This window comes from Pinirhizobacter sp., assembly GCF_036499745.1.
GTDB lineage: Bacteria > Pseudomonadota > Gammaproteobacteria > Xanthomonadales > Rhodanobacteraceae > Pinirhizobacter.
In genome coordinates this window covers 15,680-29,373 of the sequence record NZ_DASYDG010000049.1, presented here as the reverse complement: position 1 = coordinate 29,373, position 13,694 = coordinate 15,680, and the positions used below count along the sequence as shown (strand labels likewise).

Below are 13,694 nucleotides of genomic sequence, written 5' to 3'. Positions count from 1 at the left end.
CGCCGATCGTACTGACCTATCTGTTCGTGACAGCGCTGGCGGTGTCAGGGTTGTGGCAGGTCAACGATGACATCCGCGCGGCGCAGTCGATGCTCACCACGCACATGGTGCCGGCGCTGCTGTTCCTGCTGATGATCAATTGCGACCTTCGCGCGATCTGGCGGCTGGGGCCGCGCGTACTGGCGGTATTTGTCTGCGCGGCCGTCGCCTTGTTCGTCGCATTCATCGCCACCTTCCTGCTTTATCGCCGCTGGCTACCCGGTGACAACTGGCAACCGCTGGCCGCATTGTCGGGCAGCTGGATGGGCGGCACCGCCAACATGATCGCGGTGAAACAGGCGATCGGCATGTCCGACCAGCACCTGGCGATGTCGCTGCTCACCGATGCGCTGTGCTACTCGATGTGGGTGGTGGTGCTGTTCTCGGTGGCTCGGCTCGCCGTCGGGTTCAACCGCTGGACCAGGGCGAAATCCAGCGGCGATATGGAAGTCGCCGAGACACCGCAGTCCGGTCCGACCACCTACGACAGCGTGCTGCTGTGGCTGGGCATGGCGCTGGGCGTGGCGGCGTTGTCGGGCTGGTTGTCCGGCTGGCTGCCGGTATCGAGCATGGTAGGCGGCACCACCTGGACGATCCTGCTCGCCACGGCGGCGGGACTGGTGGTGGCGCATACGCCGCTGGCGCGCTTCCCCGGCGCGGGCATCATCTCCAGCGCGATGCTGATCAGCGTGGTCGCGGTGCTTGCTTCGCAAAGCAACTTCAACGGCATCGCCGCGGCGCCGCTGTACCTGTTGTGCGGCGTCACCGTCATCGCGATCCACGCGGTGCTGCTGATCGGCTTCGCCAAGCTGTTCCGTTTCGATCTGTATCTATGTGGCATTTCCTCGCTGGCGATGATCGGCGGCGTGGCAGCCACGCCGGTGTTGGCGGCGAGCTATTCGCGCGCGCTGGTGCCGGTGGGCATCTTGCTGGCGCTGCTTGGCTACATCCTCGGTACCGGCTTCGGTCTGGTGGTAGCGACGGTGATGTCGGCACTGGCCGGGCCGTGAGGCTTGCCAACCGCCGGCCGAATATTCAGGAGCATTGATCATGCGACTTCCCATGTGTGCCGCGCTGCTCGCGCTCGCTTTCACCGTCTCGGCCGCGCCTGCGCGCGATCGCGTGGACAGTGTGTCCACGACGGCGGTTCCGCCTTCAGGAGTGATGGGCGTGGGCGACGCCCAGCTCACCCCCGAATACTGGATCAGCCTTCAAAAGCAGCCGAACCGCGAAATCCTCAGTCGTGCCGAAATCGACGCGGAAAATGCCAGGCTACTGAAAGTCGATCCGTCGATGCACGACCTGCGCGCGTTGCCTCCGACGCTGACACGCGAGCAGGTGACCGACTGGATCAAGCAGCTTTCCGAACGGCCGGCCAAGCCGATGTATGACGTCGCCGGCGAGCTGGTGACATCGGCCACGTTCGATGCGATGGTAGACAACCTGGCACTGTCGGATATTCCCGCGCAGCAGCCCACGCGCTACGGGCTGGTGGTGCAGCGTGCGTCGTTCCGCACCTTTCCAAGCAGCCTGCGCGTGTTCAGCCGCAAGGGCGATACCGACATCGACCGCTTCCAGGAAACCGCCGAGTTCCCAGGCGTGCCGGTGGTAATCGTGCATGCCAGCCGCGACGGCAAGTGGCTGTTCGTGGTCAGCCCGCGCTATGCGGCGTGGACTGAGAAGGAGAACGTGGCCGAAGGCAGCGCCGCCCAGGTGTTCGGCTATGCCGACAAGAAACCGTATCGGGTGATTACCGGCCCGACCGAGCGCACTGTGTTCACCCGCGAGGTACCGGGCGTGTCGCAACTGCAGCTGGACATGAGCACGCGGGCGCCGCTGCTCACCGACCTGCAGCCTGACTTGCCGGTCAACGGACAGACACCGTACGCGGCCTACACGCTGGAGCTGCCGCTCCGCGATGCGGACGGCAAGCTCGGTTTCACCCCGGCGCTGTTGCAGAAGAACACCGATTCGGCGCCCGAGTACCTGCCGCTGACGCAGGCCAACATCGTCCGCCAGGCGTTCAAGTTCCTCGGCGAGCGCTACGGATGGGGCCACGGCTACAACGGCCGAGACTGCAGCGGCTTCGTTTCCGACGTGTATCGCAGCATGGGCGTGCAGATGCCGCGCAATACCAGCAAGCAGGCGATCAGTCCGGCGTTGGAACATCGCGCATTCACCGAAGCGGACAGCCGCGAAACACGGCTCAAGGCCGCACACGCTCTTCAGGTCGGCGACCTGGTCTACATCCCAGGCCACGTGATGATGGTGATCGGCCAGCGTGACGGCGAACCGTATGTGATCCACGACGTCCTGGGCATGACCTACCGCAAGAGCGACGGCAGCACGGGCCACGTCAGGCTCAATGCTGTCTCGGTAACGCCCCTGCTGCCGAACCAGTTCAACGACCACCAGACCTACGTCGATCGCATGACCAGCATCGTGCGCATCCGCCATTGAGTTCTCGCGCACCCGCGATCAGCGCGCAAGGAAACGACTTCATGACCGACCCTGTCTATAGCAACCGCATCAAGTACACCGCCTCATGAAAATCACCCAGATCACCTTCGGCATGCTGCGCGTGCCGCTGAAGACGCCATTCAAGACCGCGCTGCGCACTATCACCATGATCGAGGACATCGTGGTGATGGTGCACACCGACGACGGTCATGTCGGCTATGGCGAGGCGCCGGCCACCGCGGTGATCACCGGCGACACACACGGCTCGATCATCGATGCGATCCGCCATTACATCTCGCCGCGGCTGATCGGCCAGGACATCGCCGACCTCAACAGGATCACCCATTTGATCCAGGGCGCGATGGAGAAAAATACCAGCGCCAAGGCTGCGGTGGAGATCGCCATCTACGATCTGTGGGGCCAGCTCTACAACGCGCCGCTGTACAAAATGCTCGGCGGCGGCGATCCGGCGATCACCACCGACATCACCATCAGCGTCGATTACATCGACAAAATGGTGGCCGATTCGGTGGCTGCGGTGGAGCGCGGTTTCGAATCGCTGAAGATCAAGGTCGGCAAGGACATCGGCGTGGACATCGAGCGGGTGCGCGCGATCAACGCCGCGGTCGAAGGTCGGGCGTTGCTGCGGCTGGACGCCAACCAGGGCTGGACCGCCAAGCAGGCGGTGTACGCGCTGCAGACGCTGGAGGAAGCTGGTGTCAAGCTGGAACTGATCGAGCAGCCGGTGAAGGCGCGCGACCTGGAAGGCATGCGATACGTGACCGAGCGCGTGCACACGCCGGTGATGGCCGACGAAAGCGTGTTCGGCCCGATGGAGGTGATCGAACTGATCCGCATGCGCGCGGCGGACATCATCAACATCAAGCTGATGAAGACGGGCGGCATCTCCAATGCGATCCGCATCGCCGACATCGCCGCCATGCACGGCATCGACTGCATGATCGGCTGCATGATCGAAACCAGCATCAGTGTATCGGCCGCGGTGCACCTGGCGGTGGCCAAGGCCGATGTGATCACCAAGGTCGACCTGGACGGACCGTCGCTATCTGAGTTCAACCCGGTCGATGGCGGCGTGATCTTCAACGAATCGGAAATCTCCGTGACCGAGGCGCCTGGCCTGGGCATCCGCGAGATCCGTGGCCTGGAGAGGATCGAGAACTGATGTCGCCGCTTGTCATCATCCGTTCGGAGCGCGACCAGATGTCCGCGGTAGAGCGGCGCATTGCCGATTTCATCCTGGAGAACGCGCAGCTGTTGCGGGACTACTCCTCGCAACAGCTTGCCGACGCGCTGGGCATCAGCCAGTCCAGCGTGGTCAAGTTCACCCAGAAGCTGGGATTCAAGGGCTATCCGGACCTGAAGTATTCGGTAGGCGAGGCCAATGCGCGCGCCGACAGCGGCGATGCACCGCAGGTGGTGGCGTCGAGCAACGGTGAGCGTGACGAATCGCCGGCGCGAAACCTGTGGCGGCGCAAGTCGGAGGCCGAGGAAGCCACGCGCTTGATCAACCTGCCCGCGGCCATCGAGAAGGTGGCCCAGGCGATCGAGTGCGCCGGCCGCGCCGGCAAGGTGTTCATCATCGGCCTGGGCGAGGACGACATCCATGCACGGAATTTCGCCCTGCGCCTGTCGCTGCTGGGCATCCTTACCGTGCACAATTTCGATACCGCACGCATGACCGCCAACATCTCCGCGGCGGGGCAGGGCGATGTGCTGCTGGTGTTTTCCGAGCACGGAAACCACCCGGCGCTGTGCAAGATCAGCCGCTACTTCCGCGAGCGCCGCGGCAAGGTGATCTCGGTGACGCGGCACACCGCCAATCCGCTGCGCACCTTGTCCGATCTGGCGCTGCTGGTCTCGGCGTACGACGAGCTGCCGTACATCCAGCCACTGCTTTATCAATCGGCATTGCAGCACCTGCTGGACAACGTATTCGTGCTGTTGTGCGAGGCATACGACGACCGCCATGCCCAGCTGGTGGCGAACCTGGACCGCATCCAGCTGATGCTCGAACCGTAACGATTTTCCCAAAGGCCAATTGCATGTTCCTGTCACCTATTCATCCAGAGGACGCCGCACGATGAATCCAACCGCGCGCGTGCTGGCAGGCCTGGCGGCCGGTGCCGTCATCGGCCTGCTGCTGGCCGCCTGGCATCCGGCGGTTGCCCTCGAAGTGGCAAATGTTGCGCAACCGGTCGGCAAGCTGTGGTTGAACGCTTTGCAGATGACGGTGGTGCCGCTGGTACTGGCACTGGTGGTGATCGGCGTCAATACCGCCACGGACGCTGCCGCATCCGGTCGCATCGCGCGTCGAGCTATCGTGGTTTTCATTGTGCTGCTGACCCTGGGCGCGCTGTTCACCGCGCTGGCCGCGCCTTGGGTGTTCAGCCTGTTTCCGCACAACCCGGCGCTGGCCGCGGCGCTGGATCATGCGGCGGCGTTGCCCGCGGCGCAGACGGCGCCGGTGGGGTGGATCGATGCGCTGGTGGCTATCGTGCCGAACAATGCCGTGAACGCCGCTGCACGTAGTGCGATGTTGCCGCTGGTGGTGTTCGCCTTGTTCCTCGGCTTTGCGCTGACCCAGATCAGCCCCGCGCGCCGTGGCATGCTGGTGGAATTTTTCCAGGCGATCGCCGATGCGATGATCGTGATCGTGCGTTGGGTGTTGTGGGCAGCGCCGCTGGGGGTGTTCGCCCTGATTCTTTCCGTGTGCGCACGGGCCGGCCTGGGCATGCTCAGTGCGCTCGGTGTGTATGTGCTGACCGAATGCCTGATGTATGTGTCAGTGACGCTGATGATGCTGCCGGTGGCGGTGATTTTCGGTGGCGAGCGCGTCCGCCGCTTCGCCGCGGCGCTGCTGCCGGCACAAGTGGTTGCGGTGAGCACGCAGTCGTCGCTGGCTTCGTTGCCGGCGATGCTGGAAAGCACGGATCAGAAGCTCGGTTACCCTGCGCCGGTCACCGCGCTGGTGCTGCCGATGGCGGTGTCGCTGTTCCGCCTGACCAGCCCGGTGCAATACGTGACATCGGCCGCATTCATAGCCTGGGCCTACGGCATCGACCTCTCCGCCGCGACCCTGATCACCGGCGCACTGCTGGCGGTGGTCATCAGCCTCGGCTCGGTGGGTTTGCCGGGGGCGGTTACCTTCATCGCCACCAACCTGCCGGTTGCGCAGGCGATGGGCGTGCCGTTGAGCCCGCTCGGCCTGATGCTTGCCGTGGATACCTTGCCCGACACGCTGGCAACGCTGGGCAACGTCACCGCCGATCTCACCGCCGCCAGCGTGGTGGCCCATCAGTCAAGGCGCGACACGGTATGAGTGCAAGTACTTCCGATTTCGATGCGATCGTGATCGGCGCGGGCATCGCCGGCGCTTCGGTCGCCTATTTCATGACCCCGCATGCGCGCGTGCTGGTGCTCGAGCGCGAAGCCTACGCGGGCATGCATTCCACCGGCCGTTCGGCCGCGCTGTTCAGTGAAACCTATGGCACGCCGCAGGTGCGCGCGCTCAGCCGGGCCACGCGCCCGTTCCTGTCGGAGCCGCCGGCCGGGTTCGCGACGCATCCGATTCTCACCGTGCGCGGCAACACCATCATCGGCAAGGCCGACGAGGTCGATCGGATCCGCGCCGAGTACGAGGCAATGCGGCCGTTTACCCCTGAACTGGAACTGCGCGGCACGCGGGAGATCCTTGGCAGCGTGCCAGTACTCAAAGCGGAGTTCGCGCAGATCGGCTTGCACGAGCCCAATGCCGCGGACATCGACGTCAATGAACTGCACCAGGGTTTTCTGCGCGGGTTGCGTTCGCGCGGCGGACAACTTCGGCTGAACGTGAACATTCGTTCGATCAGCCGCCACGGGCAGGACTGGCAGGTCGACGACGGCGAACACACGTATCGTGCCCCGCTGCTGCTCAACGCCGCGGGCGCATGGGTCGATCAGGTGGCGAGGATGGCCGGTGTAAAGCCGATAGGCATCACGCCGAAGCGTCGCTCAGCGTTCGTGTTCGATCCGCCGGAGAACATCGAAACGGCTCACTGGCCGTTCATCACCGCGTTTGACGAGACTTTCTACTTCAAGCCCGACGCCGGCTTGTTGCTCGGCTCGTGCGTCAACGCCGATCCGGTGGAGCCCCACGACGTGCAGCCGGAGGAATACGACATCGCGCTCGGCATCCACCGTATCGAGGAGGCCACCACGATGAACATCCTTCGGCCACGCCGCAGCTGGGCCGGCTTGCGCTCGTTCGTTGCCGATGGCGATCTGGTAGGCGGCTTTGCATCCGATGCAAAGGGATTCTTCTGGATCGCCGCGCAGGGTGGCTATGGCATCCAGACATCCGCAGCGATGGGCGAGGCCTGCGCGAACCTGGCATTGGATCGACCACTACCTTCGGCACTGGTCGATGCGGGTATCACTGCCGACATGCTTGCACCGCGGGTGGCTGGCCTGAACGGGGGTGCGGCGCCATGAATTCCGTTCGCTCCGGTTTCTTGTTTTCCACCGACCCGCGCGTGTACCGAAGTTGAGTTGCAAATATTGTTTTAGGGGATCCATTAACGGTAAGGCGGCTGATTGAACGGGGTGCACTGTCAATGAATAAGAAAATTTCGCGCATATCTCGAAGCAATACTGTCCTCAAGCAAAAAGCGCTGGCCCTGGCCATCGGTTCCATCACCATGGGTTTTGCGGGCACCTCCTGGGCTCAGGCGGTCAACGGCACCATCTACGGCACGGCTCCGACGGCTGCCAATGAAACCATCCAGGTCAGTGGTGGCGCGGGTTTCAATCGCACCATCCCGGTCGGGGAGTCGGGAAAATTCTCGATCACTCTGCCGGTGGGTACCTACACCGTATCGCTGCTGCAGGATGGCAAGGTTGTACAAAGTCGCAGTGAGGTCAGCCCAGTCGCGGCCGGCGCGGTGGCCGTGGACTTTGTGAACGGCACTAACGGTGTCAACGCGCAGAACCTGTCAGCGGTCACGGTATCGGCGAATGCGATTCCACCGATCGACGTGACGACTACCAACCAGGTCACTACGATCACCTCCAAGCAGCTGCAGCAGCTTCCTCTGCAGCGCAGTGCTGAAGACATCGCCTTGCTGGCGCCTGGTGTCGGCATGGCCTCGCCGCAAGTGGGCAGCGGTCCGCTTGGTACGCCGGTCAATGTGTTCGGCGGCGCGTCGGCAGCCGAGAACGCCTACTACGTCGATGGTATGAACGTCACCGAGGCGCTCAACAGCCTGGGCGGTGTCACGCTGCCGTATGGCGCAATCGAACAGCAGCAGACGTTTACCAGTGGCTACGGCGCCCAATACGGCCGTTCGATCGGTGGCGTGATCAACCAGATCGGCAAGAGCGGCGACAACGAGGTGCATTTTGGGGCGCGCGCACTGTGGCAGCCGACGAGCATGCAAGCCAGCCCCGTCAACTACCACTACGCCAATCCGCTTTATACCGAAGCTGGCGGCCGGCCAGGCGACATTGCCTTCTACCGTAACAAGGACAAGGGCAGTGAGAAAATTTACGACGCCTATCTCAGTGCGCCGATCATCAAGGACAAGCTGTTTTTCTTCGTCAGCGCCGAACAGGACGATACCAAGTCCAGGTCAACCGACGAGTTCGCCGCCGCCGGCAGCACCACCAACCTGACCAACGCCCACGCCCCGAAGCTCTATGGCAAGTTGAACTGGAACATCAACGACAGCAATACCCTGACGGTGACGGGCCTGAAGAATTCGTATAAGACCTGGACGAATTCCTACGGCTTCGACTACAACACGTTGCAGCGTGACAACGACGCCACCCTCGATCCAACGTATAAATCGGTTTTCAAGATGTGGACGGTCAACTACACGTCCTATCTCACCGATAACCTCACGCTGAATGCGATGTTTGGAAAGATGCGCGGCGAGTACTACTCGCAGCAGCCGGCTTATCCGGGCTACGATCCGACCTTGCCGCATATCTCGAGTGCTTCGCAGCAGGATCCGGCTTTCGTGCCGCCGGGAGGTATTCGAAACTCGCAGAACGAATCGGAGATTACCGATCCAAAACATGCCGAATCGATTACCAATTATCGCCTGAGCCTTGACTGGAAACTGGGCGATCATGCCCTTTCGTTCGGTATCGACAACATCAACTCCTTCGATGTGGATGACGGTTCGCAGAACCCCGGTCCGGGCTATGAATGGATTTATGGCGAAAACGCTCCAGGCCAGCCGGCTTTCGGCGTCAATCCCGCCGTTCCGCCGTATGTCGCCCCATCGCCCCAATGCGGTCCGCCCGATTCCACGGGCCAATCGCATTGTTACTACGTGTCCAAGCACGTCGATCTCAGCGTCGCCTCGGTGCATGTGGCCCAGCGCGCCCAGTACATCCAGGACAACTGGCAGGTCACGCCCAACCTGCTGTTGAACATTGGCCTGCGCAACGACCAGTTCACCAATTACGACGGCTCCGGTGTGCCCTATATCCGGGAAACCAAGCCGCAGTGGGCGCCCCGCCTGGGCTTCAGCTGGGACGTGCATGGTGATGCCACCATGAAGGTGTTCGGCAATGCCGGCCGCTACTATCTGGCCCTGCCCGATAACGTGGCGCTGTCCATCGCAGCGCCTGTGGTGAACGCTGGCCAATACGGAACCTACACCGGCATCGATCCGGCTACCGGTGTGCCGATCGGCTTCACGCCGTTGCCGCAGAATCCGTCGACAGGCGTATCGGTGGACAGCGAGTATGGCCAGGCGAAGGATCCACGTATTTCCGCCGCGCGAAATATCAAGGCTGAGTTCTCCGACAACTACGTGCTTGGCATGCAGAAGCAGTTCACCATGCTGGACACATCGTGGGTGTTCGGCGCCACCGGTACCTACCAGCGCATGAACCGCATCATCGACGACTACGACGATGAACAGCGTGAGTGCGCGGCGGGTGTGGCTCAGGGCTACTCGTGGATGACGCCGGCCGACTGCAGCATGTACGCCCAGAGCCTGGTCCTGGTCAATCCTGGCGTGACCAACAATATTCTTATGAAGGCGCCGGATGGCTCACTCGTGCCGGTCAAATTCACCAGGGAGGATCAGGGCTTCGCCAAGGGTCCGGAGCGCCGCTACTACTCGCTGGATCTGTCGCTGGAGCACGCCTGGGACGGTAAGTGGTTCGCCAAGTTCGACTATGTATTCGCGCGCACGTGGGGTAACGACGAAGGTCCGGTGAGCACGTATTCGCAGCAGGGCGGATCATACGAGTCGATCACCACCGCATGGGATTTCCCGGAGCGCATGGAGTATTCCAGCGGCATCCTGCCCAACAGCCGGAAGCACCAGTTCAAGATCTTCGGTGCCTACGCAATCACGCCGGACTGGACGGTTGGCGCCAACCTGTACATCACCTCGGGCACACCGAAACTATGTCGTGGTGGCTATGGGCCGGACGAGGTGGCGTTGAATGGTTCCCACACGTACTTCTGGTGCGGCGGAAAACCGGTGCCGCCGGGTTCGCTGGGCTTTACCCCCTGGACTCACGATGTCGGCGTGAGCCTGGATTACAAGCCGGGTTGGGCCCAACACAAGCTCGACTTCAACCTTGCGGTGTTCAACCTGTTCAACGAGCAGACGCCAATTTTCTATAACGACTCGTTCGGAACCACGGCCAATCCGAATGTCGACTATGGCAGGTACGAGAACACCCGGTCACCGCGTAGCGCGCGGTTCTCCATCGCCTACGATTTCTGATCACCTGGGCGAGCTACCGACGCCGGGCTCATGCCCGGCGTCTTTTTTTTGCGTCGGCTACCCCACTTGTGTAGCCTGCCCCGTTAACTCCCCACACAGAGTTTCCATCGATGCCGGGTCCGATTCGACAGCCACTTTCGCCGCAAGCCGCCGACGTGCTGGTGCGTGCGCGCCAGGCGTGGGCCCAGCGACAGTTCGATATGGCCGAGCGCCTGATCCTCCAGGTGCTGGCGCTGGCGCCCGATGACGCCGATGCGACCCGCATGCTGGGCACGGCGGCCCAGCGTCGCGGCGATCACGCCAGGGCCGTTGATTGTTTCCGCCGTGTGCTATCGGTGTGGCCGGACGACTCGGACCTGCGCATCGGCCTTGGTATCGCGCTGTACGAATGCGGCCAGATCAGTGAAGCCCTGTCGCAAATGCGGCTCGCCTGCGAACTGGCGCCGACCTCCGGGTTGGCGTGGTTCAATCTCGGCGAAGCGCTGTGGCGTCAGACGCAGACGGAAGAATCCATCGTTGCGTTGCGTCGCGCACTCGACATCGTTCCCAACTACATTCCAGCCATGCTTTCGCTGGCCCGGGCCCAGGCCAGCCTCGGCCAGATCGATGCTGCGGTGGACGGATTCCGCAATATGTTGAAGGTCGATGCGGGCAATGCCGAGGGGTGGTTTGGCCTGTCCAACCTGAACACCGTCCGTTTCGACACCGCGGACGTGACGACGCTGCGCCAGGTACTGGCGCGCGGGAACCTGCCCGATCGCGATCGCGAATTGCTCGGTTTCACCCTGGCCAAGGCGCTGGAAGACCAGCGCGACTATGCGCAGGCCTTCGATACCTTTCAGCTGGCCAACGCATCGCGGCGCAAACGGGTGCGATGGGACGCGGCCGGCGAGCATCGGCGTGTCCAGGCGATCGAGCGCGTCTTTGCCAACGACATGCCGCCGCCGCTGGATGCCGGGTTCGGCCATGAAGTCATTTTTATCGTCAGCATCCCGCGATCGGGATCGACCCTCATCGAACAGATCCTTGCCTCGCACCCACAAGTGGAGGGCGCCAACGAGATCAAGGACATGTCGGAGGTGATCGATGCGGAATCGCATCGCCGCCATTCGGCATTTCCGTTGTGGGCGACGGATGCGACACCCCAGGACTGGCAGCGCCTGGGCCGGGAATACCTGGAACGCACCGCCAGCTGGCGCCGGACCAGGCCCCGCTTCACCGACAAAAGCCTGGTCACCTGGTACCTGGTGGGTGCGGCTATGGCGATGCTGCCGGCATCACGCGTGGTGATCGTCCGGCGCGATCCGCTGGAAACGTGCCTTGCGTGCTATCGGCAGTGCTTCACCGAAAAGGTGGGCTTTACCTGCGACCTGGACGAAATGGCCGATTACTGCATCGACTTCCTGCGCTTGACGCGCTTCTGGCTGGATCGGTACCCGGACCGCGTATTTGATTTGCCCTATGAATCGTTGGTGGCCGAACCTGAACCGGTGACCCGCCGCCTGCTGGATTTCTGCGGCCTGCCGTTTGACCCCGCCTGCCTCGATTTCCACCAGACCTCCCGTGCCGTGCTCAGTTCCCCCAGCGCGGCGCAGGTGCGGCAACCGCTGCGTAGCGATACCGCACGCAGCGCCCGCTATGGCGACAAACTCGACCGGCTGCGCCAGCGCCTGCGCGATGGCGGCGTGGGCGAGTGAGGCCGGCAAGGCAAGTGTCTGCCGGCGTGCCTGGCGAGCGCCGCTGAGCCCTCTGCAGTATCCTTGTGGGCACATACAGGCATCGCTGAGCTCGACCACCCATGCTGCTGATGATTGATAACTACGACAGCTTTACCTTCAACCTCGTGCAGTACCTGGGCGAACTGGGCCAGGAGGTGAAGGTGGTGCGGAACGACGCATTGTCGGTGTCGGATATCCGCGCCCTGGCGCCGGAACGCATCATGATCTCGCCAGGCCCCGGCACACCCAACGATGCCGGCGTGTCACTGGATGTCCTTCGCTACCTGGGCGGGCAGATCCCCATCTTCGGCGTGTGCCTGGGCCACCAGGCCATCGGCCAGGTGTACGGCGGCAAGGTGGTGCGCGCCGCCCGGATCATGCACGGCAAGACATCCCCCGTCCGCCACCGCGGGCAGGGTGTGTTCGCAGGCCTGCCCAACCCGTTCGAGGCCACCCGCTACCACTCGCTGGTGGTGGAGCAGTCCTCGCTCCCCGATTGCCTGGAAGTCACCGCCTGGACGGAGAACGACGACGGCAGCATCGACGAGATCATGGGCCTGCGCCATCGCACGCTTAACGTCGAGGGCGTGCAGTTCCATCCCGAATCGATCCTTACCCAGCACGGCCACGATCTGCTGCGCAATTTCCTCGGTCAGCCGCTGTCGATCGCTGCATGAGCGGACGCCAGGTGATCACACCCTCCGAGGCGTTGCAGCGGACCATCGAGCACCGCGAGATCTTTCACGACGAGATGGTCGACCTGATGCGCCAGATCATGAACGGGGAACTGAGTCCGTTGATGACGGCGGCGATCATCACCGGCCTGCGCGTGAAAAAGGAAACCATCGGCGAGATCACGGGAGCCGCCCGCGTGATGCGCGAGCTCTCCACCCGCGTGGAACTGCCGCCGCATGATCACTTCGTGGATATCGTCGGTACCGGCGGCGATGGCGCCAGCAGCTTCAACATTTCCACCGCGGCGATGTTCGTGGCCGCCGCGGCCGGCGCACGCGTGGCCAAGCATGGTGGCCGCAGTGTTTCATCGAAGTCCGGTAGTGCCGATGTGCTCGAGGCGCTTGGCGCCGCCATCGAACTGCGCCCGGGGCAGGTGGCTCAGTGCATGGCCGAGACGGGCATTGCCTTCATGTTCGCGCCCAACCATCATCCGGCGATGAAGGTCGTAGCGCCCGTGCGCCGTGAGATGGGCGTGCGCACCATGTTCAATATCCTTGGGCCGCTTACCAACCCTGCCGGTGCGCCGAATATCCTGATGGGCGTGTTCCATCCCGATCTCGTCGGTATCCAGGTGCGCGTGCTTCAAGCACTGGGCGCGCGCAACGCGATGGTGGTGTGGGGCAGGGATGGCATGGACGAACTCTCGCTCGGCGCCGCCACGCTGGTGGGCGAGCTGCGTAACGGCGAAGTACGCGAGTACGAAGTGGAGCCGGAGGATTTCGGCCTGGCCATGGCGTCCAGCCGCAACCTGCGGGTGGACAATGCAGAGCAATCCAGGGCCATGCTGCTCGATGCCGTGGAAGGCAAGCCCGGCGTGCCGCACGAGATCGTCTGTCTCAATGCCGGCGCCGCCCTGTATACCGCCGGCGTGGCCGAATCCATCGCCGATGGCATCGCCACCGCCCGACAGACCATCGCCAGTGGCGCTGCCCGTGCGAAAATAGACCACTTCGTTGCCGTGACGCGCCGCCTCGCCGGCGCCTAGAAA

10 protein-coding genes are annotated in these 13,694 nt (G+C 63.2%); all 10 read left to right on the top strand.

Going from position 1 to position 13,694, the window contains the following annotated elements:
* A partial coding sequence (locus VGM61_RS16735; protein WP_331524025.1) for a DUF819 domain-containing protein occupies window positions 1–1,049 on the top strand: 1,049 nt, incomplete at its 5' end.
* 40 nt (window positions 1,050–1,089) lie between these two features.
* Window positions 1,090–2,499 (top strand): SH3 domain-containing protein, encoded by a 1,410-nt coding sequence (locus tag VGM61_RS16730; protein ID WP_331524024.1) that lies wholly within the window; start codon window positions 1,090–1,092, stop codon window positions 2,497–2,499.
* An 85-nt stretch (window positions 2,500–2,584) separates the two neighbouring features.
* Window positions 2,585–3,682 (top strand): dipeptide epimerase, encoded by a 1,098-nt coding sequence (locus VGM61_RS16725; RefSeq protein WP_331524023.1) that lies wholly within the window; start codon window positions 2,585–2,587, stop codon window positions 3,680–3,682.
* Window positions 3,682–4,539: a MurR/RpiR family transcriptional regulator gene (locus VGM61_RS16720; protein ID WP_331524022.1), complete on the top strand. Its 858-nt coding sequence runs from the start codon at window positions 3,682–3,684 to the stop codon at window positions 4,537–4,539. The genes VGM61_RS16725 and VGM61_RS16720 overlap by 1 nt, the downstream gene beginning before the upstream one ends.
* Window positions 4,540–4,600: 61 nt before the next feature.
* Entirely contained in the window at window positions 4,601–5,839 is a 1,239-nt protein-coding gene (locus VGM61_RS16715) for a dicarboxylate/amino acid:cation symporter (protein WP_331524021.1), read from the top strand.
* Entirely contained in the window at window positions 5,836–6,993 is a 1,158-nt protein-coding gene (locus tag VGM61_RS16710) for an FAD-dependent oxidoreductase (protein WP_331524019.1), read from the top strand. Before VGM61_RS16715 ends, VGM61_RS16710 begins: the two co-directional genes overlap by 4 nt.
* Before the next feature lie 122 nt (window positions 6,994–7,115).
* Complete coding sequence (locus VGM61_RS16705) at window positions 7,116–10,253, top strand: TonB-dependent receptor (protein WP_331524018.1); 3,138 nt, start codon at window positions 7,116–7,118, stop codon at window positions 10,251–10,253.
* A 110-nt stretch (window positions 10,254–10,363) separates the two neighbouring features.
* Entirely contained in the window at window positions 10,364–11,950 is a 1,587-nt protein-coding gene (locus tag VGM61_RS16700; protein ID WP_331524017.1) for a tetratricopeptide repeat-containing sulfotransferase family protein, read from the top strand.
* 101 nt (window positions 11,951–12,051) lie between these two features.
* Window positions 12,052–12,648 carry an aminodeoxychorismate/anthranilate synthase component II gene (locus VGM61_RS16695; protein WP_331524016.1) on the top strand — a complete coding sequence of 199 codons (597 nt, stop codon included), beginning with the start codon at window positions 12,052–12,054 and terminating at the stop codon, window positions 12,646–12,648.
* Window positions 12,645–13,691 carry an anthranilate phosphoribosyltransferase gene (gene trpD, locus VGM61_RS16690; RefSeq protein ID WP_331524015.1) on the top strand — a complete coding sequence of 349 codons (1,047 nt, stop codon included), beginning with the start codon at window positions 12,645–12,647 and terminating at the stop codon, window positions 13,689–13,691. Before VGM61_RS16695 ends, trpD begins: the two co-directional genes overlap by 4 nt.
* The last annotated feature ends 3 nt before the right edge of the window (window positions 13,692–13,694 follow it).